Origin of the sequence: Aquisediminimonas profunda, from assembly GCF_019443285.1 — a bacterium.
Taxonomy (GTDB): Bacteria; Pseudomonadota; Alphaproteobacteria; order Sphingomonadales; family Sphingomonadaceae; genus Aquisediminimonas; species Aquisediminimonas profunda.
On the sequence record NZ_CP080327.1, the window covers coordinates 1,684,313 to 1,710,398 of the forward strand.

Below are 26,086 nucleotides of genomic sequence, written 5' to 3' on the forward strand. Positions count from 1 at the left end.
TGTCTTGCTCCCCTGTGATCAGCCGAACTGGTTCATCGTATTGTGGGCGCCGCCTGCTTTCAGCGCCGCCTCGCCAGCAAAATATTCCTTGTGATCGTCGCCAATGTCCGAGCCGGACATATTCTGGTGCTTCACGCAGGCGATGCCCTGACGAATTTCCTGACGCTGGACGCCAAGGACATAGCCAAGCATGCCCGCGTCGCCGAAATATTCCTTGGCGAGGTTGTCAGTGGATAGCGCGGCCGTGTGATAGGTGGGCAACGTGATGAGGTGGTGGAAAATGCCGGCCCGCTTTGCACCGTCGGCCTGGAAGGTGCGGATGCGCTTGTCTGCCTGCTCACCAAGTTCCGTGTCGTCGTATTTCGCACTCATCAGGTCCGCGCGGTCATAAGCCGAAACGTCCAGGCCCTCGGCTTGCATGGCATCATAAACTTGCTGACGGAAATTGAGGGTCCAGTTGAAAGATGGCGAGTTGTTGTAGACGAGCTTGGCATTCGGGAAGACCTCGCGAACGCGGTCCATCATGCCTGCAATCTGTTCAACATGCGGCTTTTCGGTTTCGATCCACAACAGATCGGCGCCATTCTGGAGCGACGTGATGCAATCAAGCACGCAGCGGTCCTCACCAGTCCCGGGGCGAAACTGGAAGAGGTTCGAGGGGAGCCGCTTTGGGCGCAACATCTTGCCGTTACGGTTGATGATGACATCGCCATTCCGTGCCGTGGCAGGGTCGATCTCTTCGCAATCGAGGAAGCTGTTGTACTGATCACCAATGTCGCCGGGGGTGTGGCTGACAGCAATCTGCTTGGTCAAGCCTGCACCGAGTGAGTCGGTGCGCGTCACGATGATGCCGTCTTCGACGCCCAGTTCGAGGAAGGCGTAACGGCAGGCGCGGACCTTCGCGAGGAAATCCTCATGCGGAACGGTCACTTTGCCGTCCTGATGTCCGCACTGCTTTTCATCCGAAACCTGGTTTTCGATCTGGAGCGCGCATGCGCCGGCTTCGATCATCTTTTTCGCGAGCAGGTACGTGGCTTCGGCGTTGCCAAAACCAGCATCAATGTCCGCAATGATGGGCACGACATGCGTCTGGAAATTCTCGATCTTGTCGAGCGTTGCCTTTTCCTTGGCGAGATCGCTTGCTGAGCGCGCCGCATCCAATTCACGGAAGAGCAGGTTGAGCTCTCGGGAATCGGCTTGCCTCAGGAAGGTGTAGAGTTCTTCGATCAGCGCAGGGACGCTTGTTTTCTCATGCATCGACTGATCGGGAAGCGGGCCGAACTCCGAACGGAGGGCAGCAACCATCCAACCCGAAAGATAGAGGTATTTGCGCTTCGTATCGCCGAAGTGCTTCTTGATCGAAATCATCTTCTGCTGGGCAATGAAACCGTGCCAGCAACCAAGCGATTGGGTATAGAGCGCGGGGTTGGCATCATAGGCCGCCATGTCTTCGCGCATGATCTTTGCTGTGTAGCGGGCAATATCAAGCCCGGTCCTGAACCGGTTCTGGAGCCGCATGCGGGCGACTGATTCAGCATCAATGCCGTCCCAGGTGCCGTTTTTGGTGCGGACGAGTTGCCCGATCTGCGAGATATGGTCCTGGTATGACATGGCCTGTAAATTCCTTAACAAAATATCAAACAAGGGTCGTCGCCCTCAAGCATCCTTATGCCGTTGCATTTCCTGCAGACGTTGGCGATTTGCCAGAAGAGAATCGCAATTCTGCTGTGTTGTGGTGATGACCACTTGCAAGTTTTCTTGTCATTTTGTAAATAAATTACAATGGCTGAGCAGAAACTTTTCGCTGGACATACCGTGCGTCGCCTTCGCCGGTCCAATGGTCTTTCGCAGGCGGCGCTCGCCGAGGCGCTTGAGATCTCGCCGAGTTATCTCAACCTTATCGAGCGTAATCAGCGTCCATTGACCGCTGCCCTGCTCCTGAGGCTGGCAGACCAGTTTGACACGGATCCGCGCGCGTTGGCCGGAGCAAGCGATCCGGGAGGGGGCATGGATGCCATGCGCCGCCGCCTGGCCGATCCGATGTTTGCCGATCTTGAAATTGATCGCGTCCAGATCGAGGAGTGGCTTGCAGCGGCACCTGCAGGGGCAGAAGCTTTTGCTCGCGCCTTCGACAGGGTTGGGGCTGCGTCGGGCTTTGGGTTGGATCCCTTTGCAGAGTTGCGTGCTGAAATTGAGCGCTGGCGCAATCACTTCGCTGACCTCGACAGCGATGCCGAAGCACTGGCAGACGAACTGAGGCTGGGCGCTGGCGACCTTTACAATGCCATCGCCGAACGTCTGCGCGTCAAGCATCAGCTTTCGATCCGTATTCTGCCAGTGGACGCGATGCCTGACCGGCTGCGGCGTCTGGATCTTCACGCGCGACAATTGCAGCTTTCGGAACTGCTTGACCCGGCAAGCCGAACCTTTGGTGCGGCTTTTCAGCTTGCACAGCTTGAAGCAAAGGATCCGATCGACTGGCTCGTAAAGGGTGCAGGCTTCAAGGAGCGCGCGTCCGAACGGCTCTTCCGCCGACATCTCACAAGTTATTTCGCCGCCGCATTGATGATGCCTTATGCCCGCTTCCTCAGGGCCTGCGAAGCAACCGGCTATGATCTGGAATTGCTCCAGCGGCGTTTTGGTGCCGGTTTCGAACAGGTTGCCCATCGGCTGACAACCTTGCAGCGCGTTGGCGCTCGGGGGTTGCCGTTTTTCATGATCCGGATCGACCGGGCCGGGCAATCGTCAAAGCGCTTTGGCGGAGCCAGCAATTCGCCCTTGGTCGAGGAAGATGGACGCTGCCCGCTTTGGGCATTGCACCGGGCGTTCGATCATCCAGGGACGCTCCTGACCCAGCTCGTGGAACTGCAGGACGGCAGCAGGTGGTTCACCTTGGCCCGGACCGTGCGACCGCAAGGCGTGAGCATTGGCAGCGTTGCTGCCGAATTTGCGATCGGGCTCGGGCTTGCAGCCGATGTTGCGTCGCCACTGGCCTCGGCGCGGGGGATTGACCTTAAGCGCGGCGAGGCAGTTGGCGTTGGACTGGGGTGTCGCAGCTGCACGCGCCCCGATTGTCCACAGCGCTCGGCACCTCCGGTTTCTCGCGCGCTTGTCTTTAATGAGCGGGAGCGAGCCATAGCCCCGTTTACATTTGCCGGAGATTAGCTGCTGAACTTCTTGACGTCCTGCGACGACCCGCGCGGGAGGATCATTACTTCGTTGCCGCTTGCCACGATGATCAAGTCATGCACTCCGGAAACAGAGATGCGCAGTCCGTCGCTCTGGATCAGATTGCCCTGTCCATCGATCATCCGCACATCCCCTTTCTGGCAATTTGCATCCTGGTCCTTGGCGCCGAGCGCATAGATCGCATCCCAACTACCCACATCGGACCAGCCCATTGCGACCGGTATGACGGCTACCCTTTCCGCCTTTTCCATCACGGCATAATCAATGGAATCGGCTGGGCTGGCAGCAAAAGCCTGCGCATCAGGCAAGATGCGGTGCCCCTTGCGGGTCGCCGTCTCGATGCTCGCCTTGGCTGCTTCAAGGATGGCGGGTGCATGCACTTCCAATGCCTTGAGAAACATATCGGCGCGAAAGAGAAATATCCCGCCGTTCCAGAAATGCCCGCCGGCGGCCAGCATGGCTTCCGCTCTTTCCCGGTCGGGCTTTTCAACAAATTGTGCGACACAACGTGTTGTCCCATTCAAGGGTCCGCCAGCTTTGATATAGCCATAGCCGGTTTCAGGTCCGTCAGGTTCGATCCCGAAGGTCACGAGCCAGCCATCATCGAGCAATGGTAATGCCTGGGCAATGGCGTAGTGGAAAGCATCCACGTCACCAATCACATGATCGCTCGGCATGACAAGGAGAGGGGCACGACCGCCGCCGAGTGCTGCCAGTGCGATCGCGGGTGCCGTATTGCGCGCACAGGGCTCGAGAATGAGTGCAGCGGGGTGAACTGAAATTTCTGCCAGCTGCTCCTCGATAAGGTCGGCATGTCGCTCGCTCGCGACAATAACTGGAGGCGCATATCTGCTCGCGTCACCAGTCCTGCCGACCGTTAGCTGAAACATGGTCCGTTCGTCCGTCAGCGGGAGGAACTGTTTGGGGCGCTCAGGTGTCGACATCGGCCAAAGCCGTGTCCCCGATCCGCCTGAGAGGATGACAGGTATAATGCGCGTTTCGTCGCTCAAGCTGAACTCCTTTTGTTGTTCTTGCCTAGGCGGAGAAGGTTAAATTTGCGAGGCCTTCAGCAAATATTTGTAAATTTTGGCGACAGTGCGAAAAGTGTCGGGATTTTTGACGCTCCTGGTGTCGCATGGGATTGAGTCGGCCTGAATGCTGAAAAGTAACAAACCGTATGTGGGGCACGACAACGTGACGTCCCGAGTTGAGTGTATCCGATGATCATGTTTGTCGGTCAATGGGGTCATGCGCTTGCCGCAAGCCTGTTTGGAGCTTTGGCAATCTGGCTTGCCCAAAGATCTGCCGGAGAGAGAGAAGGCAGGCTGCTGATCCTTGCCACGTTCGTTACAGCTGTTTGGGCGTTGGCAGTCGCCATGGGGGGGCATGAAGCCCCGGCAGCGCGCTTGACCGAGCATGTGCGCAACGCATCGTGGCTCGGTTTTATGTACGGACTTTGGCGTCAGGGCCAGAGCCGGCAAAGCCTGTTCTCGGTTGCTCTGCTTTATGGCATACTTTCGGCCGTTATCGGCTTGGCAGTTGCCGTGGAAATCCTGCCTGTATGGCTCATCGGTTCGCCACGACTGCTTGAGGCCGCCTATCTTGCCTCAACGGTCCTGCACATGGTCGTCGCGGTCGGCGCCCTTGTCCTTGTCCACAATCTCTACACGGCCGCCAACCAGGATGCACGCGCCGCGATCCGGCTGCCGATGGTCGCACTTGCCGCAATGTGGACCTATGACCTCAATCTCTACACCATTTCCTATCTTGCGCGAGGCTGGTCATACGAATTGTATGCTCTGCGGGGATGCGCGAACGTCCTCATTGCCCTTATCTTCGGGCTCGGCGTTCGGCGCACCCGGAACTGGACCGTGCAGCTTTCGCGCACAATGACCTTTCAGTCGCTGAGCCTCATTGCCATTGGTGTTTATCTGGCGGCCCTGATCGGCGTCACATCGGCGCTCGAGCTGATCGGTGGGGAATATGTCAGGACGGTGCAGGTCGCATTCGTCTTCGGGGCGTCAATTGCGGCTCTCGTGTTGCTTCCATCCAAGGCGTTCCGCGCATGGTTCAGGGTCAAGATATCGAAGCATCTGTTCCAGCATCGCTACGATTATCGCTCGGAATGGTTGCGGTTCACGGATACAATCGGACGGCCGGGCGAGGGCGCCGATCCTTTGCAGACGCGGGTTGTCCAAGCGATTGCCGATATTACGGAATCGCCCGGCGGATTGCTCCTTGTTCCCGACGATTTGGGCACCTTGGTGCCACAGGCCCGGTGGAATTGGCAGCTCGTCGATCCGCCTGTTGCCGGCGCGAGTGCGCAGGCGGCGGCCTGGTTTGCACGGACGGGCCGTGTCGTCGAACTCGACGATCTTCGAAGGGAGGACGATGTTGATGAGGACATGGCGGCGTCGGTTCCCCAATGGATTGTTGCAGAGCCGCGGGCCTGGGCGATTGTTCCGCTCGTTCATTTTGATCGTTTGGCCGGGCTTGTCCTGCTTGAACGCCCGCCGATAGACCGAACGCTCGACTGGGAAGATTTTGACTTGTTGCGCGTCGTCGGGCGGCAGGTCGCGAGCTATCTTGCCGAAGCGCAGGGGCAGGAAGTGTTGTCCGATGTGAAACGCTTCGACGAGTTCAACCGCCGCTTTGCCTTCATCATGCACGATGTGAAGAACCTGGTCAGCCAATTGACCCTGGTCACGCGCAATGCGGAGCGACATGCCGACAATCCCGAGTTTCGTGCTGACATGATCGCCACTCTCCAGAATTCGACCGCCCGGATGAATGACTTGCTTGCCCGATTGTCGCAGCACAACAAGAGTCGCGCGGAAGATCCGCGTCCTGTTGCGGTGAGCGCCCTGATCGAAGGCATCGCTGCTGCCAAACGTGCATCGCATCCAATCATCGTCTCCGGTGATGTCGGACAACTGGTCCTTGCCGATCCGGCACGACTTGAACAGGCGCTGTCCCATCTTATCCAGAACGCGATCGAAGCCAGTCCGACTGCCGAGCCCGTGACAGTGTCCTTCAGTCGGCAAGGTAGCGAAATCGAGATATCGGTGTCCGACAGCGGAAGTGGCATGTCTGCTGCGTTCATTCGGGAGAAACTGTTCCGACCGTTCGCCTCAACAAAGGACGCAGGCTTTGGCATCGGCGCCTATGAGGCGCGGACCCTGATCATGGCAATGAACGGACGGATTGAAGTCAGCAGCCGCGAAGGAGAAGGCTCGCGCTTCACAATCATCCTTCCGGTCGCACAGGCCAGTTCAGCGCCGTCCCATATTCCGTCAGCCGAGGCCGCATGAACGACAACGCAAGACCCAAACTCCTGATTGTGGAGGATGATGAGGGGCTCCAGCGGCAGCTCCGCTGGGCCTATGACGACTATGACGTCGTGGTTGCCAGCGATCGGTCAACAGCGATCGATATGCTGCGTGCTGAAGAGCCCGCCGTGGTGACCCTCGATCTCGGCCTTCCGCCTGATCCTGACGGCGTGAGCGAGGGCTTTGCAACGCTTGCCGAGATTCTTGCATTGAAGCCGGACACCAAGGTCATCATTGCCTCGGGCCATGGCGCGCGGGAAAGCGCCATGCGTGCCATCGCGAGCGGAGCCTATGATTTCTATCAAAAGCCCGTGGACATCGATGAGTTGGGCATGATCGTGAAGCGTGCCTTCCACCTGCACGCTATAGAGGCTGACAATGCGCGCCTTGCGGCCCAGCCAACGGAAGATGCGCGTGTCCTTGGTGGGATGATCACAGCGGCACCGGAAATGCTCAAGGTCGCGCGGACGATCGAACGGGTCGCCAACACGGACGTATCGGTGATGCTGTTGGGCGCGAGTGGTACCGGCAAGGAATTGCTGGCGCGGGGCGTCCATCAGGCAAGCAGCCGCAAGGGTGGAGCGTTTGTTGCCATCAATTGCGGCGCCATCCCGGAAAACCTGCTTGAAGCCGAACTTTTCGGGCATGAAAAGGGTGCCTTCACAGGCGCTGTGAAAACCACAGAGGGCAAGATCGAGCTTGCGCAGGGTGGAACGCTTTTTCTTGATGAAGTCGGCGACATTCCCTTGCCACTGCAGGTGAAGCTGCTCCGCTTCCTGCAAGAACGGGTGATCGAACGCATTGGCGGCCGTAAAGCCATCTCCGTGGATACTCGGATCGTTTGTGCCACGCATCGCAATCTTGAGGAGATGATTGCTGAAGGCAGCTTCCGCGAAGACCTCTACTACCGTTTGGCAGAAATCGTTGTCCGTATTCCGACGCTTGCCGAACGGCCAGGTGATGCAGCCCTTCTTGCCAAACATTTCGTCAAGATGTTTGCCTCGACCATGAATCCAACGGTCAAAGGGCTCTCTCCTGATGCGCTGGCTGCAATCGACCGTTGGCCTTGGCCCGGCAATGTCCGCGAACTTGAAAATCGCATGAAGCGCGCGGTGATCATGGCCGACGGCAAACTGGTCACGGCGGCGGATCTCGATCTTGATGGTGGCGACGACGATCATGGCGACGGCGACCAGATCAATCTCAAGGCCGTGCGCGATGCTGCAGACCGCAAGGCCATTCGCAGGGCAATCGCGCGGACCGAGGGCAATATTTCAAATGCGGCCAAGCTGCTCGGAATCAGCCGACCGACGCTTTACGATTTGATCAAGCAGCACGGGCTGCAAGTCTGAACATTGCGCTAGCCCATGCGAGGCAATAGGGGCCACACTATGGATCATGCCCTTCTCGAACGATTGGTCTTGGCGCTTGAGCGACTTTCACCTCCCGCGCCGGAGCCGGTCGATCCGGCCGCGCCGGCCTATGTCTGGCACGGTGGTACGCTCCATGTTGCACGGTTTGCCCCGCTTCAGCTCTCGCTGCTGACCGGAATCGATGCACAGCGTGACGCTGTTGTCGAAAATGGACGGCGGCTCGCCAAGGGGCATGCCGCCCATGATATCCTGCTTTGGGGTGCGCGCGGCGGCGGGAAGTCCGCACTTGTAAAGTCGTCGGTTGCAGCCTTGCAGGGCGAAGGGCTGGACATTGCCCTGGTCGAGGTTGGGGCAAGTGACCTGGACCAGCTGCCCTTGGTCTTTTCGAAGCTGGAGAACTGGATTCGACCGGCGATTGTCTTTGTTGATGACCTGGCCTTTGAGGGAGGAACAGACGCATCGCGCAGCTTGCGCTCGATGCTTGAGGGCGGAGCCTCCGGGCGGCCGCCGCACGTTCGCCTCTATGTCACATCGAACCGGCGGCATATTGTTGCGCGGGACATGGCGGAACAGGAGTCAGCAATCAATATTCGCGATGTCGTCGATGACCGCCTCGCGCTAGCGGACCGGTTCGGGCTGAGCCTGGGCTTTCATGCGTGCGATCAGGAGACATTCCTTGCGATGGTGTTCCGCTATGCAGAGTCGTTCGACCTTCCGTTCGATGCCGCGGATGCACTGACCTGGGCCACACAACGCGGAGCGCGATCGGGCAGGGTCGCCTGGCATTACACGGTCGAACTTGCTGGCCGTGAAGGGCGGTCAATCTGAGGCAGCCTTCGTGCTTCCCATCGGAAATTTCGCTGCTAGACTTTCACACTGAAACCGAAAGCCCCAGAGCCACGAACATGGGGTAGGCGGGCCGGGCCGTGCGCAGTTGCAACCGTTTCAAGATGGGGGAAGTCCAATGGCCATTACCGATCATGTCGATCTCAATACCTTTGTCGAAGGTGTGAAGAAGCGCAATCCGGGGCAGCCCGAATTTGTTCAGGCTGTGACCGAGGTTGCCGAGGATATCTTCGATTTCATCGAGGATAAGGAACAATATCACGAAGCGCAGATTCTGCGCCGCATTGCAGAGCCGGACCGGGTGATTTCGTTTCGTGTCTGCTGGCAGGATGACAAGGGCAATATCCGTGTCCAGCGTGCCTGGCGCGTCCAAAACAACAATGCGATCGGCCCCTACAAGGGCGGTATCCGTTTCCATCCGTCGGTGACGGAGTCCGTGCTCAAGTTTCTCGCCTTCGAGCAGACGTTCAAGAACGCCTTGACCGGTCTGCCAATGGGTGGGGGCAAGGGCGGATCGAACTTCAATCCAAAGGGAAAGTCTGACGGCGAAGTGATGCGCTTTTGCCAGTCAATGATGACGGAACTCTATCGCTACATCGGCGCGGATGTGGACGTGCCTGCCGGCGACATTGGAGTTGGCGCTCGCGAAATCGGATATCTGTTCGGGCAGTACAAGCGGATCAGCAACGAATTTACCGGCGTGCTGACAGGCAAGGGGTTGGAATATGGCGGTTCGCTGATCCGGACGGAGGCAACAGGATATGGGGCAACCTATTTCCTTCAGAACATGCTTGCGACCAAAGGCCAGACGCTTGAGGGCAAGACTGCGGTGATTTCCGGGTCGGGCAATGTTGCGACCCACGCGGCCGAAAAGGTTACGCAGCTTGGCGGCAAGGTGCTGACGCTTTCGGACAGTGCCGGCTGCATCCACGATCCAGAAGGGCTGACGCAAGAAAAGATCGATTGGATCAAAGAATTGAAGAATGTCCGTCGCGGGCGGATCAGCGACTATGCAGATCATTTTACCGGCTCGACTTTTCATCCGGGAAAGACCCCCTGGGGTGTGCCGTGCGATGTCGCACTGCCCTGTGCAACACAGAACGAATTGCTTGGTCCCGATGCCGAAATGCTCATCAAGAACGGGTGTATCGCGGTCTCGGAAGGGGCCAACATGCCGACCAACCTTGATGGCGTGCATATTTTCAAGAGGGCAAAGATCCTTTTCGCGCCCGGCAAGGCGGCCAACGCGGGCGGTGTTGCTGTTTCCGGGCTTGAAATGAGTCAGAACTCTGCGCGCATTTCATGGAAGGAGGAGGAACTGCAAAGGCTCCTTCTCGACATCATGGCTGGCATTCACAGCCGATGCCAGGAATATGGTACCGATTCATCAGGTTATTGCGACTATGTGAAGGGTGCCAATATTGCCGGTTTCAAGAAAGTGGCAGATGCCATGCTGGCTTATGGAGTGGTCTAGACCTTGATGTAACTGGCAGCGTTGAGCTTGCCCGTGCTGATGACATGGAAAATGGCGTCGCTGCTGACGATTTCGAAGTGGCGCCATTCCTTGGACGCTTCAGATACGGGCTGGCTGGCCGGGAGCAGGGATGCCAGCCAGGTTGATGGATGGATTTCCTGAAACGGCGGGCTGAAGCGTGGCGAACTCGACTGAAGGCCCAAGGCGAGTCCGTCTTCTTGCCATGGATCGACAATATTTTCGGTATTCCAATAGGCAAGGACCGGCCCGAACCGCAGAAGAATGCGGATTGAGACCTTGTTCTCATCCGGCCGGACACAATGGAGGATGGCAGACAGGCCTGTTTCCGCCCGATAGGCCGTTTCAAGCGTGGCGCACCAGACATCCGGCAGCCCGATAATGGGGCTCCAGTTTATGCGTCGATCCGCAGGGCGGCTCAAAAAGGTCATGGAGCAGTTTCGCATCCCCGAGCACGATGAACAATGGGCTGCGGGTGGGCGTTAACCCTGTTTACGCCGTCGCTTCTCGCGCGCGTCGCGATATTGCACAAGAATATCGCGCATGCGTGCGATGGCCTCCCTCCGGCGTCCTGCAGCTTCAATCTGCTGGAGTTCGTGCTTCAGATCCACCGCAAAGCGCGCATAATCATTCTGCCAGTCGCTTTCGACAGCATCGCGCAGGTCCATCCGGCCGGTCTTGATGCGGCGCGCGGGGGCACCGGCCGGGAGTTCGTAGGCTTCACCGATCTCAGGTGCGATGATGGACGCAAGGTCAGGCTCCAGCAGCGATCTCAGACCAGTGACGGCAGCGGCTTCACCATGAGTCAGGAACAATGAGCCGGCAATGGGCCTTCGGGCCAGGATCCATTCCTTCAGCTCCGTGCGGTCCGCATGTGCCGAATAGCTGTCGATCTTCTGGATTGCTGCCCTCACAACGGTATCGCGGCCTGAAATCCGGACACGGCGCGCGCCATCGAGAATCGTTCTGCCTAATGTGCCACCAGCCTGAAAGCCGACGAAGAGGATCGTCGAGTCGCGCCGATCGAGGTTGGCCAGCAGATGATAACGCACGCGTCCCCCTTCGCACATTCCGGAACCGGCCAAAATGATCGAACCTGAGGTTTCGTTGAGCCTGCGGGACTCGGCGGCGTCATCCACGAAGTGGAACGAGGGATGGTCAAACGAGTCGCGTGACTCGATGTCTTCGAGTTGGCGCGAATACCGAGAAAAGACTCCAGTGATCCGTGTGGCGAGGGGTGCATCTATGAAGATACTTGCGCCTCCGAGACGGCCAGCACTGGCCAGTCGCGCCAAGTCCAGCAGCAATTCCTGTGTTCGCTCAAGAGCAAAGACCGGAATGATGAGATTGCCTCCCCGCGCAAGAGCCGCTTCGACTTCAGTGGCCAGGATTTCCCGGCGCTCTTCTATCGTCACGGTTTCGCGTTCCCGGTCACCGTATGTGCTCTCGCAAAAGACATGATCCAGCCCTGTCGGTCCCACCGGATCGGGCTCAAACGCCTTGTGGGCGGGGCCCAGGTCTCCGGAAAAGAGCAGACGAGACCCGCCGCATCGCAGCTCGACAGACGACGAGCCCAGAATGTGCCCGGCATTCCAAAGGACGGCTTCAAATCCGGGAGCTGCCGTGAAAGGCGATTCCTGAGGCTGCGTCTGGATCAGGTCCAACGCGGCATCAGCGTCGGCCATTGTGTAGATGGCCTGAATTGGCGGATCGCCCGCACGGTCATGGCGACGATTGCGCCGCGTCGTCTCCTGTTCCTGAAGGCGCGCTGCATCGGCAAGCATCGGAACAAGCAAGTCTGCGGTCGGCGCTGTCGTCCAGATCGGTCCAGAAAATCCGTTCGCGACAAGCTTTGGCAAAAGTCCGCTGTGATCAAGATGGGCATGGGTCAGGATGACGGCATCAATTGCTTTTGCATCGAACGAGGCCGCTGTGTGGTTGAGCGTCTCAAGCGTACGTGACCCCTGAAAAAGGCCACAATCGACCAGAATAACTGAATCGCCGCAGGCAACCTCATAGCATGAGCCGGTGACTGTGCGTCCCGCGCCGTGAATTGTGACTGTCGGTGGCCTCAATGTCTTGTCCTTCATCTGCACCAGCAGGCATGAAGCCTAAGACGGTCCGTTGGAATTGGGAACACTACCTAATTGTTGCTTCTCCTTGGCGGCGGGATTGTTCCTGAGAAGGGCTTTGGCTAACGCCCGATCCAATACTGACCGGTCGAAGGAGGCTTGCATGTCGAAAACAGTTCTGGTGACCGGTGCGACAGCTGGTTTTGGAGCAGCGGCTGCGCGGCTGTTTGTGAAGAATGGCTGGCGCGCGGTCGTGACAGGGCGCCGCGCCGACCGCATCAGAGCGCTGGTCGAAGAACTCGGGCCGGGCAAGGTTTGCGGTTCAGTGTTTGACATTCGTGACAGTGCGGCAATGGGGACAGCGCTTGATGCGCTTCCGTCCAGCTTTGCTGGCATTGATTTGCTGATCAACAATGCCGGTCTGGCGCTTGGCACTGCCCCTGCATTCAAGGCCGATCTCGACCAATGGCGTCAGATGGTCGACACCAACATCACCGGCCTGATGGCAATCACGCACAAGATGTTGCCCGGCTTGATTGAACGGCGCGGAGCCATCATCAACATCAGTTCCGTGGCCGCATCTTACCCGTATCCCGGCGGCAATACTTATGGCGGCACCAAGGCCTTTGTTCGGCAATTTTCGCTTGGCCTCCGATCGGACCTGCACGGAACAGGCGTCCGAGTGACATCGATCGAGCCCGGCATGGCTGAAACCGAATTTACGCTTGTGCGCACGGGCGGAAATCAGGAGGCTTCGGATACTCTATATGGTGGAGCAAATCCCATGACGGCGGAAGACATCGCGAACACGCTTTATTGGGTCGCGACCCTGCCACCGCATATCAACATCAATGCGCTGGAACTCATGCCCGTTAGCCAGTCATGGGCGGGCTTCCAGGTTGCTCGCGCCGGGACCTAGCTTCCGCCGTTCGCCTTGAGCCAGGCAATCACGTCGGCGCGCTTTTGAGGATCGGGATAGCCTGCAAAGCTCATCTTGGTTCCCGGCACCAAAGCCTGCGGCTTTTCAAGGTAGGCGAAGATCTTATCCTCGCTCCAGACAATGCCAGAGGACTTCATGGCCGAAGAATAGCCATAACCCGCGACCGAGCCTGCCGGGCGACCGATGACCTTGTGAAGGGTCGGGCCAATCATGGTCTTTCCCTCTTCGAGGCTGTGACAGACTTTGCATTGCGCAAATGCCGCTTCTCCGGCTGCAACATCGCCTTTCAGACTGGCATAGGCGACCGGGGCAGAGGCCGGTTCGGCAAGCGGCGCTTCAGGGCTCGCTTCAGCGCTGTTGCTGGCTTCTTCCGCTGGCTCGGAGCAGGCACCAAGCGCCAGCAGTGCGGACACAGACAAGATAAGGACAGGTTGGAGGCGGATCATTCAAGCATCTTTCTCAACTATTCCGGATGCTGCGCGACTAGACAGGCTTCGATCGTTGCGCAACAGGTTTGCAATCTTGCCACAGGGCCAATTAAGCGGGTTGCGATGAATTCGAATCTCTATGCCCATTTCAAGTCCGCTTTCGCACATGACTGGCAGGCTCCTGCCTTGGTCGATGCGCATGGCTCCGGCCTGAGCTTTGGTGAGCTCGACGAGCTCTCTGGCCGATTTGCCGTGGCCCTTCGCGGACGCGGTGTCGGTCCGGGAGACAGAATTGTCGTGCAGGTCGAAAAGAGTGTCGGTGCAGTGGCGCTCTATCTGGCTTGCTTGCGGGCAGGCGCAATCTTTGTGCCGCTCAATACGGCCTACACCCCGGCTGAAATCGAATATTTCATCAAGGATGCGGAGCCGAGTCTATTTGTGTCGGCAGCCGATATGGCTGGGCCGGACGCGCCAATCTGGGCTGAAGCGCGAGCATACGATCCGGATAATGCCGTCGTTTCCCGCTCAGCCGACGACATCGCTTCGATCATCTACACTTCGGGGACGACCGGCCGGTCCAAAGGGGCAATGCTCAGCAACGGGAACCTGCTGTCAAACGCGCGGACCTTGATCGACATTTGGGCGCTCAAACCGGATGATGTGCTGATCCACGCGCTGCCCATCTTTCATGTCCACGGCCTTTTTGTTGCGCTTCACACCATGTTTCTCAATCGGTCGAAGACAATCTTTCTGCCCAAGTTCGATGTGTCCGAAGTCATCGGCCTGATGTCTCAAGCCACAATCCTGATGGGCGTCCCGACTTTTTACACGCGACTGCTCGCTGATGCCTCGTTCGACAAGGACGCTGTTCGGGCAATGCGGCTTTTCATTTCTGGATCGGCACCGCTGCTCGCCGAAACGCACAGGGCATTCGAGGCGCGAACGGGCATGCATATTCTGGAGCGCTATGGCATGACCGAAGCCGGAATGATCACATCGAACCCGCTCGAGGGCGATCGGATTGCGGGGACCGTGGGCATGCCGCTTCCGGGCGTCGAGCTTCGGGTTGCCGATGCGCACGGCAAGCCCGTTACTCCGGGCAGCCCTGGCGTCATCGAGATTCGAGGTCCGAACGTCTTCAAAGGATATTGGCGCAACCCGGAGAAAACGGCCGAGGATATCCGGCCTGACGGATGGTTCATCACAGGCGATATCGCGACAATGGATGCCGAAGGCCGCGTTACGATCGTGGGGCGGGCGAAGGACCTGATCATTTCCGGGGGCTACAATATCTACCCCAAGGAAATCGAAGAGGTGATCGATGCTGTGCCGGGCGTCGTCGAAAGCGCTGTCATCGGAGTTCCAAATGCCGATTTTGGCGAAAGCGTGCTGGCCGTCATTGTGGGAGACGCTTCACTAGAACCATCGGTGCGCGCCGCAATCGATGGCAATCTGGCCCGATTCAAGCACCCCCGCCGGTTGATCTTCGTTGAAGACCTACCCCGGAACGCGATGGGAAAGGTTCAGAAGGCGTCCTTGAGACAAAACTATTCCGGTGGCTGAGCGAGAGGCGCTCCTCGCATGCGTGGATGCCCGGGGAATACTGGCTGTTCGGGTGACACCGAACGCCCGGTCAGCCAGGATTGCGGTTGAGCCCGACAATGCTGGAGTTAACTCAGTCCGCATCTGGGTTACTGTGCCGCCAGAGGATGGCAAGGCCAACAAGGCTGTGATTGCCCTGCTCGCCAAGGCACTGGCCTTGCCAAAATCCACACTCTCGATTGAACGGGGGGACACATCGCGTCTCAAACAGATTCGGATCAGCCGCTAGGCATTACTAAAAGGGCGACAGCCCCTCAGGGGAGCATATAGGTCACACTGGCCTGTCCCACGGGCCTCATTTCGTCTTCGGTCCAAAGGCGCAGATCAGCGACAACCGAGCGACGGCCAAGTCTGAGCAAGCGCGCATCAGCCGTAACAAGCCCCGGTCGGCAGGGCCGGAGAAACTGATAATTGAGCGAGCTTGTGACGGCCATCGCCACTGGCCCGATATGCGACAGAACGAGCGCATAGGCCGCACTGTCGGTCAGGGCCATCTGGGTCGGGCCCGACACGATCCCTCCCGGTCGCAGATGCCCATCGTTGCTCTGGAGTTGCATTCGGACATGCCCCGGCTCAGCGATGACGACTGTGCCGCGGGTGCCATCGGTGGAGTGCGGAAAGGCATCCCGAAGGAATGCGTTCAATGCGGCCACATCCATTTTCAGATAATCGGCAGAGGCGGGGCCGCTGTCAGCCATGGGCGCCGAAGTGGTTTGCAATGGCTGTGCTGATCCGGAGGCAAAGACTGTATGCGTTGGCAATCGGGTCAATATAGGCAGACTGGATTCCCGCATAGGCCTGATCATCGCCGTCCGGATAGTCACTTGGTTCATTGACCGAGAAATCCGCCAATGCCGGGGCTTCGACAGGAAAGGCCTTACGCAGCAGGCCGACCGCATCATCGATCCGGAGCGTGAAGACCATTTCAAGCACGTCATCGCGGCTGATGTCGTTGCTGCGCGAAAACGCCGGAATTTGGACAGCGCGCAGGAACATGTGCTGCATGAGCGCGAGCCGCAAGGCCTGAAGCACACCCAGGGTTCGGCGGGTTTCCTCCATGTCGTCCGGCCCTTCGGACTTTGGCAAACGTGCGAGGAGACGGTGGAACTTGAGGCCATCGACACGCAAACGCGACGCAAGCCTGCGAAAGACTCCTGTCCGGTCATCGCTGGTCAATCTCTCCGCGAGCGCTGTGCAAGCCCCTTCAAGATGCGGCTCGCTCCCGCGATAGGTGCGGCTGGCCCAATAAGCGCTGTTGAACAGTTCGCCATAAGCCGCGACTGATTTGATGCTCGCCAGGCGATTGGCTGCGCCGAGCAGGCGAAACAGCTGCCGCCCGCGCGCCGAGGCGCTGATCAGCTCGGAAATTGCTTCGAGATTGTCGTCCGCAGCGGTCCCCGCGCCCGACAGGACGTTCACCGGGTAGCCGAGCTGCTGGAGGATGGCATTGTGCGGAATGGCCCGGATTTGCCTGAGGCTCATCTCCCGGTCCGCCGAAATATCCGATTGGCGTCGCGACTTGCGCGAACCGGTTTCGTTCAAGAGGCCAAGCCCGAAGGCCGTGATTGCTCGGGCATAAGTGCGTGATGCAAGGTGGTCGCGCTGGACCTTCCGGATCCCGCGATAAAAGTCGAGACTGAGGTCGGTGCGCTTGTAGAACGGGTCTTCCGCAGCAGGTGGGGGTGCGATCTCCGTTTCGGCGATACGGGTCAGCGTCGCGAGCGCCAGCTGTGGGGTCCGGAACAGCAGAAATCCGTCACCGCCCTGAAAACTGGCCTCCAGTTCGGTGCGGATGCCCTGGTGCGCGAACTGGGCCCTTGCCCAATCGCTCATGGGATGACGCAGCCGGTCGTGAACGCTTGCAGGATGCGCGCCGCGGCCCATGGATTCTCCGTGGGTGTTGAAGATCAATGCAGCCACATCGCCCAGGCCGTGCTTTGCCATGATCCGCGCCATCCGGCCTTGCAGTCGTTCAATCGCAAGAGCAGCCGGAAGCTGGCCGACAAAGCGCCCGGCATCCGAAAAGCCGGTCTGCACTGAAACCCGCCCCCGCATTCGGGCATAGTCGCGATAGGCAGGTTCACCGAGGAGCGCATCGAGGAAGCGTGCGCCATGTTCCATCGCGCTCTCGGTTTCGAAGAGCGGCGATACGTCGACCTTGTCCGCAATGCCAAACAGGCGCGCGAAATAAAGCGCGGCAAGCACAGTCTGCGGCTCTTCGCATTCTGCGATCAGCATGCGGATGGGCGTATCGCTGTCCACATGATGGAGGATCTGCGCCATGGCCAGGAACTGGCGCAGCGCAGTAGTATTCTCGATCGCAAGCGCCGCAAAATTCGATCGCAGCGGCCTGACGTCGCCCAGCAATGTGCGCATGCGCTTGAGCGCAGTGCCACTGGCAAGATCGAGCGTATTGTCCGGATCGATGCGCCTGCGGATCGCGTTGTGAAGCTGGGCACTGTTCACGCGGAAATGTATGCCGCCCATGCCAAGCCCGTCGGCGCGCATTGCCGCAGCTACAGTCAGCAGGGCTTTGGCAGTCTTTTCGTCCTGCGAGGCAGCAAGCGCTTCAAGCTCCGAGATGATCGGCGCCAGAGAGAGCAGTTTTCCGGGCGCTTCCGCCGTCAAGCGGTTGGCTGCGGCAGAGAGCGCCGCGGGCTGGGAAAGATCAGTCGCAAAAAGCGCGGCCATTTCGCGGCTGTGCGCTTCCGCGGCCTTCAGGCGTTGCGCGATCCCTTCATCCAGGTCGGCGAGTGCTTCGGCATAGCCGGCAAGACGTTCTGCCTTTTCGAGGAGCCGAAAGCCGATGCTCGTCGCCCAGCCAATATCGGTTCGGCCATCCATATCGTAGCCGACCCAGGTTGCCAGCCGCCACGGGAGGGGTTTGAAGGATTGCCAACGATCCGGCCAGTACTGTGCGGCAACATCCAGCAGAACGCCGACCATCGCGTCGCGTGCCGACCCTGCCCGTCGCATCGCTGCAATCGCCTCATCATGCTCGCCAACGAGGGTTATGGGCGGGCGTTCCGTCTCGATGAGGCAAAGCGTGGCTGGCGCCGTATCTCCGCTGCTCGCCGCTTCGGCTACTGCGTCGCTTTGGGCCGGGGTGAGCAGGAACGTCGGGTGACCGGTGAAGACAACATGCAACAGCGGTTGGCTCCACCGGGCGCAATAGCCCTCAAACCCGAGCATTTTTGCGGAAGCATCGGCAAGGGCTCGCAACCGGTCAGTATTGTCGTCCAGGCCTACCTGCGCCAGCAAGCGACGGATCCGCATGGCGCGGCTTTGTAGGGCTTCGCAGCTGAGATCATTCACCAGAGCGTCGATCACTGACAGATCGATCACGCCGCCTTCGAGTTCGCGCGAAATGTCCAGGCTCAACTGAAAGACCGGATTGAAGAGCGGCGTTTGCGCGGTGAGGGCATGGAGTTCCTGAAGCCTGTCGCGCAGATCCTGATTTGTCTTCATCATCGTCTTGCCAATATCTTCTGCGCCTGCACGAGGTGCGGTCGATCGAGCATCTTGCCATTGAGGCTTGCGACGCCAGCATCCGGGTTTGCCTCGAAGACGGCGACGACGGCTTCGGCGTGGGCAATTTCTTCAGGCGTGGGGGTGAAGGCCGCGTTGATGATCGAAACTTGGGCCGGATGGATCGCCAGCATCCCTGTAAAGCCGTCACGGCGTGCTCTTTGGGCCGCTTCAGCAAGGCCAGCCTCGTCGCGGAAATCGGCATGGAGCGTATCGATGGGCGCAACTTCAGCCGCCGATGCTGCGAAGAGGCACAACGAACGAGCCAACTGGTAAGGCGCCGTCCATTGGCCATTTTCCTTGTAACCGGTTGCACCGACGGCTGCGCTCAGATCTTCGGCGCCCCAGGTCATTCCGGCCAGGCGCGGACCAGCGAGGATATAGGACCCCAAGGTAAAAAGTGCCGCCGGGGTTTCGGTGGCAACAGGGATGATCCGGGTCGATTCCGGCACAAAGCCGAGCGCAGCCTCAAGCTGGTCGAGCACAAGCGACAGCTCTGCAATGTCCTCGGCGCCCCGAGCTTTCGGCAAGACGATGCCGTCTGGCCGGCCCGGCATTATCGCCTCAAGGTCGGCAAGCGCATCGGGCGTGTCGAGCGGATTGATGCGGACATAGAATAGGCTTGTCCGGCTGGCAGCATCGGCTTCCAGATGGTTGAGAACCAGTCGGCGTGCCTCGGGCCTGCGCGCAGCGGCCACTGAATCCTCAAGGTCGAAGATCAGCACGTCGGCACCGACGCTGCCCGATTTCGCGATCTTGGCTTCGCTGTCACCGGGAACGAAAAGGAGCGAGCGGAGTTTCATGCGGATTGGGGCTTGCGGATCATCAGTGCGGAGCGCTTGCACTGGGCAACAAGTTCGTTCTTCTGGTTGAAGGCCCGATGGATGAAAACCACGATGCCGTTTTGCGGGCGCGACTTGCTTTCACGGATTTCAGCCACCTCGCTTTCGACGCGCACTGTATCTCCATGAAAGAGCGGCTTTGGAAAGCGGACCTCATCCCAGCCGAGATTGGCCACCGTTGTTCCCAGCGTCGTATCGCCAACCGAAATCCCGACCATCAGGCCAAGGGTGAAGCAACTGTTGACGATCCGTGTACCGAACTCGCTGTTTTCGCGGCAATATTCTTCGTCGAGATGGAGCGCGGCCGGGTTGTGCGTCATTGCGCTGAACAGAAGGTTGTCCGTCTCCGTCACAGTTCGCTTGAGTGCGTGTCGGAAACTCTGCCCGACCGTGAAGTCTTCAAAATACAGCCCGGCCATAAGCGATCCCTTGCCGTGAGTGAGATTCCTGATCCCTATTGTGTTTCGTCGCTCCGGGAAAGCCTAGACTCGGGGTGGCAATTGGCGTCAATTTCGAGGGCGGCCGCGAGGGATTCGCAATCAGGAGGAAGATATGGGGTGGAAGCCGTGGGTGATTGTCGCTGGTCTGGCTGCGCTGGCAACTCCTCTCGTTGCTCTCACCGACTCACCCCCGCAGGTGGTCCTCGCAACACCGGGTGGGGCGGGGGGCAACAGTGGAGTCATAGATCGCTTCACGATGCGTTTTTCGGAACCCATGGTGCCTTTGGGCGATCCGCGAGCCGCGCCACCGTTCTCGGTCACATGCCCGATCAGCGGCACGGGGCGCTGGGTTGATCCGCAAACCTTTGTCCACGAGTTTTCACGACCGCTCCCCGGTGGACTGACGTGTGAGGTCAAGCTGCGCCCGAACCTTGCGAGCGCCAAAGGCGTCAAGCTTTCCGGCGCTGCCAGTTACAAGATCGATACGGGCGGGCCATCTGCGCGTGCCGTGCTGCCGGGCACATATGATGGCGATATTGAGGAAGATCAGGTTTTCCTCGTTGCGACCAATGTCCAGCCGAACCGGCAATCGGTCGCGGCACAAGGTTACTGCGCCGTCGATGGAATAGGCGAGAAGATCGCGCTTGATGTGCTCGACCCTGCTGTTGCGCCGAAACTGATCGCCGACCTTGGCACCAACAACTGGAACCTGCGCAACTTTCTGGAAGAGGGCGGGTTTCCGGCAGAAGTCTCGGCCAGCGCATCCGAGCGCGCCGCAGCCTATCAGAATGTGGTTGCTGTCAAATGCCGCCGTCCGCTGCCGCCGGGCCGCGATGTTGCGCTGGTCTGGGGGGCCAACATTGCCGGCAAGGATGGACGTCTTGCCGGGCGTGACCAGCGGTTCGATTTCACAGTGCGCAAGGAGTTTTCTGCGCGGTTTGAATGCGGGCGCGTGAATCCGCAGGCAGGCTGCAACCCGGTCCAGCCTGCATATGTGCGCTTTACGGCCCCGGTACCATTGGCCATGGCCAAGGCCGTGCGGCTGAGCTTCCCGGACGGCACATCGCTTTCGCCAAAACTGACGAAAGAAGAGGAAAACAGCGCGACGATCAGCGATCTGAAGTTCGTCGCGCCGCTGCCTGCAGCGGTGAAGGGCAAATTGACGCTGCCGGCGGACATTGCAGATGAAAGCGGTCGAAAGCTCGTCAATCTTCAGCGATTTCCGCTTGAGGTCAAAATCGATGCTGCACCGCCCTTGGTGAAGTTTGCGGCTGATTTCGGGATTATCGAAGCCAATGAAGGCGGTATCCTTCCGGTCACCGTCCGCGCTGTAGAGCCAGCGCTCGCGCAGCGGATCAGCAAGGTCAGCGGAGACATGCTGCGCGTCGATGCGTCTGACGGGCAGATCGCTCAATGGCTGCGCGATCTCGACGATGCCAATGACAATGACTTCCGCACCGAGACGATCAAGGGCGAAGAGGTCGATGTGAATTACACGGGCACCAAATCCCTACTGAACGGCAAGGGCGAAGGGATGAGCCTTTCACTGCCCGGAAAGGGCAAGGATTTCGAAGTGGTCGGTATCCCGCTGAAGGCGCCGGGATTCTATGTCGTGGAACTGAACAGTCCGGTGCTGGGGCAGACGCTGCTGGGACGCAATGTGCCGCGCTATGTGGCAGCAGGGGCACTTGTGACCAACATGGCGGTCCATTTCAAATGGGGCCGCGAAGCGTCGCTGGCGTGGGTGACGACGCTGGATACCGGTCTACCTGTTGCCGGAGCCGATGTGCGGGTGACCGACAGTTGCGACGGTAGCCAGCTTGCGCGGGGCGTGACTGACAAGCAGGGTCGACTGACGATCTCGGGCGGGTTGCCGGAACCCGAAACCTCGGGCAGCTGCGATGAATCCTCCGAAAGTCACGCGCTGATGATCTCGGCGCGGCAATCTGGCGACTTCAGCTTTACGCTTACCGAATGGGGTGAGGGCATCAGGCCCTATGACTTTGACTTGCCTTATGGCTGGTCCGCGCCTGACGATATCATTCACACCATCTTCGATCGCACGCTCGTCCGCGAGGGTGAAACGATCAACATGAAACACATCCTGCGCCGCCCGATCGGCTCCGGCTTCGGATTTGCGGACGCGATCAATGGCACGTTGAAGCTGACGCATTCCGGGTCCGGTACGACGTTCGACATGCCGGTTTCGATCGGCAAGGACGGGATCGGAGAAACCAGCTGGACCGTGCCCAAGGGCGCACCGCAAGGCGATTATTCCATGAAGATCGAAACCGGAGAGGACATTGTCTATCTCGATCAGACCTTCCGCGTCGATGAATTCCGCCTGCCGACAATGAAGGCGACGATTACCGGGCCCAAGTCTGTTCTGGTTCGGCCAACGTCCGTTCCTCTCGATCTTTTCGTGGGCTATCTGTCCGGAGGGCCGGCGCCCGGACTTGCAGTGAATATCCGCACAGCGTTCGGCACGCGTGACAATACGCCTGAAGGTTGGGAAGACTGGACCTTTGGTGGCCAGATGGTGAAGGAAGGCACCTTCCCGCTTGCTGGCGACAGCGAAGTAGACCCACCCGCTGAATTGCCATTGGCGCAGACGCTGCCAGCAACGCTCGGCGCCGATGGCACAGCAAAAACCAACATCGATATCGGTCGCGAGATCGAGGATGCGACCGACATGACGGTCGAAATGGATTATGAGGATGCCAATGGCGAAACGCTGACTGCCTATCGCAGGATTTCCCTGCTTCCATCGGCAATCCAGTTGGGCATCAAGACCGATGGCTGGTTGATGCGCGATAGCGATTTGCGAGTGAAGATCGCCGCTCTCGATACCGAAGGGCACGCGATCAAGGGGCGGCCGGTTCGGCTCGATGTCTATACGCGCGAAATACTCACGGCGCGCCGCCGACTGATTGGCGGCTTTTATGCCTATGACAACCAGGTTCGAGTAACGAAGATCGGTGGCGGATGTTCAGCGACGACGGACCGACAGGGGCTTGCGTCCTGCCAACTGGCGCCGGGGGTTTCAGGCGAAGTGACGGTGGTTGCGACGACAACGGATGCCGATGGCAATGTTGCGCGCGCCGTCCGGTCGGTCTGGCTTGCCGGAGAGGATGACTGGTGGTTCGGGGGCGACAATGGCGACCGGATGGACCTGATTCCCGAAGCCAAGAGCTACAAGGCAGGTGATACCGCCAAATTCCAGGTGCGGATGCCATTCCGGGACGCGACGGCGCTGGTCACGGTTGAACGTGAAGGTGTGCTGTCGAGCTTTGTCACCGAACTTTCGGGCAAGGATCCGGTTGTGTCCGTGCCGATGCCCGGCGCCTATGCGCCCGATGTGTTCGTGTCGGTTCTGGCCGTCAGGGGCAGGGTGAGCGGCTGGCGGCAATGGCTTGCCGAAACGGCAAGAGAGTGGAACTTGCCCTTCTTCAATCGTGAAGGCGGAGGGGTCACCGCGCTGGTCGACCTTGCGAAGCCCAGCTACCGGCTTGGCATCGCCAAGGTGAAGGTTGGCTGGGAGGGGCATCGGCTTGCTGTCAAGGTCAAGGCGGACAAGCCAAAATATGGCGTCCGCGAAACGGCAGGCGTCGACATCGCGGTTACAGAACCTGGCGGCAAGCCAGCCAAGTCGGCGGAGATTGCCTTTGCGGCTGTCGATGAAGCGCTGCTTCAGCTTTCACCCAATGACAGCTGGAACCTGATCGATGCGATGATGGGCGAACGGCCGCTTTCCGTCCTGACTTCAACCGCGCAGACCCAGGTCGTCGGCAAGCGCCATTATGGCAAGAAGGCCGTTGAAGCGGGCGGCGGCGGCGGTGATGCATCGGCCGTGACTCGAGACGACTTCAAGCCGGTCCTGCTCTGGCGCGGACGTGTCGCACTGGATGAAAGGGGAAGGGCCAAGATCCCGGTCCAGCTTTCGGACTCGCTTTCTGCTTTCCGGTTGGTCGCGATTGCCAATGAAGGCGCCGGGCTCTTCGGAACCGGTGCGGTGACAGTGCGGACAAGTCAGGATCTGCAGCTTTTCTCTGGCCTGCCGCCGCTGGTTCGGACGGGCGACTGGTATGGCGCGAGCTTCACGCTCCGCAACGCATCCGACAAGCCCATGAAGGTGACGGCAACAGTCAGCGTGACGCCCAGCGTCGCCAAGGGAGAGCCTTTGACGGTAACCATTCCAGCGGGTGGCGCTGTCCCCGTGACATGGAACCTGACCGCGCCCGAAGGTGTCGGGAAACTCGACTGGACGGTCGAAGCCAGATCATCGAACGGCAAGGCCGCAGACCGGATTGCCGTTTCGCAGGACGTGATTCCGGCAGTTCCGACCGAAGTCTGGGCCGCGACGCTGGCCCGCGTGGGCAATGGCGTGCCGATCCCTGTTGCGGCGCCGGAAGGCGCTTTGCCCGGCGGCTATGTCGATGTGAAGCTGACGGATACCCTTGCACCGCCACTGGCGGGTGTCCGCGGCTATATGAGCGACTATCCCTACAACTGCTTTGAACAGCGCCTTTCGCGCGCGGTAGTGCTTGGCGATGCCGGGGCGTGGACGGGGCTGGCCGGAGATATTCCCGCCTATATGGATGGTGACGGGCTGCTGCGATACTTCCCGATTGCCCAGATTCAGGGCTCCGAAGCGCTGACGGCCTATGTCCTCTCGATGACGGCGGAGGCCGGGTTCCAGATTCCGGATGCGCCGAAGGCCCGGATGATTGACGCGATGAAAGCGGTCGTTGACGGGCGGCTTGAGCGGGAAGCGCGCTGGAGCGGCGATGCCCGGCTGATCCGGATCGCGGCATTGGCGGCGCTCGCACGCAATGGAGCATCGACCCCGGCCATGCTGGGCGCGATCGGCCTTGCCCCGGCTGACATGCCGACATCGGCTTTGACCGACTGGCTGGCGGCGATCGACCGCACCAAAGGCGCGAACACCAATCTTCGCCTGACGGCGGAGCGCACCCTGCGCCAGCGGATCGTTTATGAAGGGTCGCGACTGGACCTTGCCGATGCGGCGACTGCGCCCTGGTGGATGATGACGTCGGGCGACGAAATGTCGATCAAGGCGTTGCTTGCTGTCCTTGGGCGTCCCGGCTGGGGTGACGAGGGCCCGAAGATGATGATCGGCACTGCGCTGAGGCAGCGGCGCGGTCATTGGGATACGACGCCCGCCAATGCCTGGGGGACGATTGCCACGCGTCGGTTCGCAACCTTGTTCCCGGCAACGGCTGTCAAGGGCGTGACGACGATTGCCCTTGCCGGCAAGAGCCTGACACAGGGATGGCCGATGCCAAGCGACGGTGGTCTGTTGCGCCTGCCGCTGCCGACGGCACCTGCGCCACTCACGCTTTCGCAGACGGGCGGGGCAGGACCCTGGGCAATGATCAGCGTCCATGCCGCGGTTCCCCTGCAGAAGCCGCTTTTTGCCGGGTACCGGTTGACCAAGTCGGTCGCCGTTCTCAGCCAGAAGGTGCCGGGGCAATTGACGCGGGGGGATGTGCTCAAGATCACGATCACCGTTGATGCCACGGCAGAGCGCAACTGGGTCGTCGTCAACGACCCCGTGCCGCCCGGCGCGACGATCATCGGCAATCTGGGCGGTCAATCGGCCATTCTCGGAGCAGCAGCCACGGGCAGTGAAGGTGTTCAGCCTTCTTATATCGAACGTGGCAAGGATGCCTGGCGCGGCTATTTCGAGTGGGTGCCGCGTGGCCGGTTCGTGACGGAATATGCCGTTCGATTGAACGGCACCGGCAATTTCAGCCTGCCGCCGACCCGCGTCGAAGCGATGTACTCGCCGGATATCCGCGCACAGGTGCCGAACAAGCCAATCACGGTGGCCATGCGGTGAGATGGCTTGAGAAAATCCTCCTTGGCCTGAAAGGGCGGGGAGGGGGACCGACGCAAAGCGATGGTGGAGGGGCAGATTCGATTGCCCAGCCCCTCCACCGTCCTGCGGACGGTCCCCCTCCCCGAAGCCTCGCTTCAGGGAA

18 protein-coding genes are annotated in these 26,086 nt (G+C 59.7%); 9 read left to right on the forward strand and 9 right to left on the reverse strand.

Annotated elements, in window-relative coordinates; all coding sequences use genetic code 11:
* Window positions 1–18 precede the first annotated feature (18 nt).
* Window positions 19–1,611, reverse strand: a complete 1,593-nt coding sequence (locus K0O24_RS08370) for an isocitrate lyase (protein ID WP_219895374.1) — start codon at window positions 1,609–1,611, stop codon at window positions 19–21.
* A 171-nt stretch (window positions 1,612–1,782) separates the two neighbouring features.
* On the opposite strand from K0O24_RS08370, the gene K0O24_RS08375 reads away from it, so the two are divergent.
* Complete coding sequence (locus K0O24_RS08375; RefSeq protein WP_219895375.1) at window positions 1,783–3,165, forward strand: helix-turn-helix domain-containing protein; 1,383 nt, start codon at window positions 1,783–1,785, stop codon at window positions 3,163–3,165.
* On the opposite strand, the gene K0O24_RS08380 is transcribed toward K0O24_RS08375, so the two are convergent.
* Window positions 3,162–4,199 (reverse strand): mannose-1-phosphate guanylyltransferase/mannose-6-phosphate isomerase, encoded by a 1,038-nt coding sequence (locus K0O24_RS08380; RefSeq protein ID WP_219895376.1) that lies wholly within the window; start codon window positions 4,197–4,199, stop codon window positions 3,162–3,164. The genes K0O24_RS08375 and K0O24_RS08380 overlap by 4 nt on opposite strands.
* A 210-nt stretch (window positions 4,200–4,409) precedes the next feature.
* Here K0O24_RS08380 and prsK point away from each other — a divergent pair, with 210 nt between their 5' ends.
* The 4 genes from prsK to gdhA all read left to right on the forward strand — a co-directional run bounded on the left by prsK (window position 4,410) and on the right by gdhA (window position 10,211).
* Window positions 4,410–6,500, forward strand: coding sequence for an XrtA/PEP-CTERM system histidine kinase PrsK (gene prsK / locus K0O24_RS08385; protein WP_246611178.1), 2,091 nt, complete (start codon window positions 4,410–4,412; stop codon window positions 6,498–6,500).
* Complete coding sequence (gene prsR / locus K0O24_RS08390; protein ID WP_219895378.1) at window positions 6,497–7,870, forward strand: PEP-CTERM-box response regulator transcription factor; 1,374 nt, start codon at window positions 6,497–6,499, stop codon at window positions 7,868–7,870. The genes prsK and prsR overlap by 4 nt, the downstream gene beginning before the upstream one ends.
* 39 nt (window positions 7,871–7,909) lie before the next feature.
* On the forward strand, window positions 7,910–8,719 hold the full coding sequence (locus tag K0O24_RS08395) for an ATP-binding protein (RefSeq protein WP_219895379.1): 810 nt from the start codon (window positions 7,910–7,912) through the stop codon (window positions 8,717–8,719).
* A 136-nt stretch (window positions 8,720–8,855) separates the two neighbouring features.
* A complete protein-coding gene (gene gdhA / locus K0O24_RS08400; protein WP_219895380.1) occupies window positions 8,856–10,211 on the forward strand; it encodes an NADP-specific glutamate dehydrogenase in 1,356 nt (451 codons plus the stop codon).
* Here gdhA and K0O24_RS08405 read toward each other — a convergent pair.
* Entirely contained in the window at window positions 10,208–10,660 is a 453-nt protein-coding gene (locus K0O24_RS08405) for a hypothetical protein (protein ID WP_219895381.1), read from the reverse strand. The two genes, gdhA and K0O24_RS08405, sit on opposite strands and share 4 nt — an antisense overlap.
* Before the next feature lie 51 nt (window positions 10,661–10,711).
* Window positions 10,712–12,304 (reverse strand): MBL fold metallo-hydrolase, encoded by a 1,593-nt coding sequence (locus tag K0O24_RS08410; RefSeq protein ID WP_343211271.1) that lies wholly within the window; start codon window positions 12,302–12,304, stop codon window positions 10,712–10,714.
* Window positions 12,305–12,464: 160 nt separating this feature from the next.
* On the opposite strand from K0O24_RS08410, the gene K0O24_RS08415 reads away from it, so the two are divergent.
* Entirely contained in the window at window positions 12,465–13,220 is a 756-nt protein-coding gene (locus K0O24_RS08415; RefSeq protein ID WP_219895383.1) for an SDR family NAD(P)-dependent oxidoreductase, read from the forward strand.
* On the opposite strand, the gene K0O24_RS08420 is transcribed toward K0O24_RS08415, so the two are convergent.
* The gene (locus tag K0O24_RS08420; RefSeq protein WP_219895384.1) at window positions 13,217–13,687 is read right to left on the reverse strand and encodes a c-type cytochrome; all 471 of its coding nucleotides are present in this window, start codon (window positions 13,685–13,687) and stop codon (window positions 13,217–13,219) included. The two genes, K0O24_RS08415 and K0O24_RS08420, sit on opposite strands and share 4 nt — an antisense overlap.
* A gap of 105 nt (window positions 13,688–13,792) precedes the next feature.
* On the opposite strand from K0O24_RS08420, the gene K0O24_RS08425 reads away from it, so the two are divergent.
* Both K0O24_RS08425 and K0O24_RS08430 read left to right on the forward strand, forming a co-directional pair.
* Window positions 13,793–15,232: an AMP-binding protein gene (locus K0O24_RS08425; RefSeq protein ID WP_219895385.1), complete on the forward strand. Its 1,440-nt coding sequence runs from the start codon at window positions 13,793–13,795 to the stop codon at window positions 15,230–15,232.
* Window positions 15,225–15,500, forward strand: coding sequence for a DUF167 domain-containing protein (locus K0O24_RS08430; RefSeq protein WP_246611179.1), 276 nt, complete (start codon window positions 15,225–15,227; stop codon window positions 15,498–15,500). Before K0O24_RS08425 ends, K0O24_RS08430 begins: the two co-directional genes overlap by 8 nt.
* Window positions 15,501–15,525: 25 nt before the next feature.
* Here the strand turns inward: K0O24_RS08430 and K0O24_RS08435 are convergent, their stop codons facing one another.
* Genes K0O24_RS08435 through K0O24_RS08450 form a run of 4 tightly spaced genes read right to left on the reverse strand, consistent with a single transcriptional unit; the run spans window position 15,526 to window position 20,060 of the window.
* Complete coding sequence (locus K0O24_RS08435) at window positions 15,526–15,969, reverse strand: PaaI family thioesterase (protein ID WP_219895386.1); 444 nt, start codon at window positions 15,967–15,969, stop codon at window positions 15,526–15,528.
* The gene (locus K0O24_RS08440) at window positions 15,962–18,739 is read right to left on the reverse strand and encodes a phosphoenolpyruvate carboxylase (RefSeq protein WP_219895552.1); all 2,778 of its coding nucleotides are present in this window, start codon (window positions 18,737–18,739) and stop codon (window positions 15,962–15,964) included. The genes K0O24_RS08435 and K0O24_RS08440 overlap by 8 nt, the downstream gene beginning before the upstream one ends.
* Window positions 18,739–19,602, reverse strand: a complete 864-nt coding sequence (locus K0O24_RS08445; RefSeq protein ID WP_219895387.1) for an HpcH/HpaI aldolase/citrate lyase family protein — start codon at window positions 19,600–19,602, stop codon at window positions 18,739–18,741. The genes K0O24_RS08440 and K0O24_RS08445 overlap by 1 nt, the downstream gene beginning before the upstream one ends.
* Entirely contained in the window at window positions 19,599–20,060 is a 462-nt protein-coding gene (locus tag K0O24_RS08450; protein WP_219892321.1) for a MaoC family dehydratase, read from the reverse strand. The genes K0O24_RS08445 and K0O24_RS08450 overlap by 4 nt, the downstream gene beginning before the upstream one ends.
* A 133-nt stretch (window positions 20,061–20,193) precedes the next feature.
* Here K0O24_RS08450 and K0O24_RS08455 point away from each other — a divergent pair, with 133 nt between their 5' ends.
* Window positions 20,194–25,944 (forward strand): alpha-2-macroglobulin family protein, encoded by a 5,751-nt coding sequence (locus K0O24_RS08455; protein ID WP_219892322.1) that lies wholly within the window; start codon window positions 20,194–20,196, stop codon window positions 25,942–25,944.
* Window positions 25,945–26,086 lie beyond the last annotated feature (142 nt).

Excerpts from the sequence above, each read along its gene's own strand:
- K0O24_RS08370 (WP_219895374.1), bottom strand. The coding sequence starts at position 1,611 with ATGTCATACCAGGACCATATCTCGCAGATCGGGCAACTCGTCCGCACC.
- K0O24_RS08375 (WP_219895375.1), top strand. The coding sequence starts at position 1,783 with ATGGCTGAGCAGAAACTTTTCGCTGGACATACCGTGCGTCGCCTTCGC.
- prsK (WP_246611178.1), top strand. The coding sequence starts at position 4,410 with ATGATCATGTTTGTCGGTCAATGGGGTCATGCGCTTGCCGCAAGCCTG.
- prsR (WP_219895378.1), top strand. The coding sequence starts at position 6,497 with ATGAACGACAACGCAAGACCCAAACTCCTGATTGTGGAGGATGATGAG.
- K0O24_RS08395 (WP_219895379.1), top strand. The coding sequence starts at position 7,910 with ATGGATCATGCCCTTCTCGAACGATTGGTCTTGGCGCTTGAGCGACTT.
- gdhA (WP_219895380.1), top strand. The coding sequence starts at position 8,856 with ATGGCCATTACCGATCATGTCGATCTCAATACCTTTGTCGAAGGTGTG.
- K0O24_RS08405 (WP_219895381.1), bottom strand. The coding sequence starts at position 10,660 with ATGACCTTTTTGAGCCGCCCTGCGGATCGACGCATAAACTGGAGCCCC.
- K0O24_RS08415 (WP_219895383.1), top strand. The coding sequence starts at position 12,465 with ATGTCGAAAACAGTTCTGGTGACCGGTGCGACAGCTGGTTTTGGAGCA.
- K0O24_RS08420 (WP_219895384.1), bottom strand. The coding sequence starts at position 13,687 with ATGATCCGCCTCCAACCTGTCCTTATCTTGTCTGTGTCCGCACTGCTG.
- K0O24_RS08425 (WP_219895385.1), top strand. The coding sequence starts at position 13,793 with ATGAATTCGAATCTCTATGCCCATTTCAAGTCCGCTTTCGCACATGAC.
- K0O24_RS08435 (WP_219895386.1), bottom strand. The coding sequence starts at position 15,969 with ATGGCTGACAGCGGCCCCGCCTCTGCCGATTATCTGAAAATGGATGTG.
- K0O24_RS08440 (WP_219895552.1), bottom strand. The coding sequence starts at position 18,739 with ATGAAGACAAATCAGGATCTGCGCGACAGGCTTCAGGAACTCCATGCC.
- K0O24_RS08445 (WP_219895387.1), bottom strand. The coding sequence starts at position 19,602 with ATGAAACTCCGCTCGCTCCTTTTCGTTCCCGGTGACAGCGAAGCCAAG.
- K0O24_RS08450 (WP_219892321.1), bottom strand. The coding sequence starts at position 20,060 with ATGGCCGGGCTGTATTTTGAAGACTTCACGGTCGGGCAGAGTTTCCGA.
- K0O24_RS08455 (WP_219892322.1), top strand. The coding sequence starts at position 20,194 with ATGGGGTGGAAGCCGTGGGTGATTGTCGCTGGTCTGGCTGCGCTGGCA.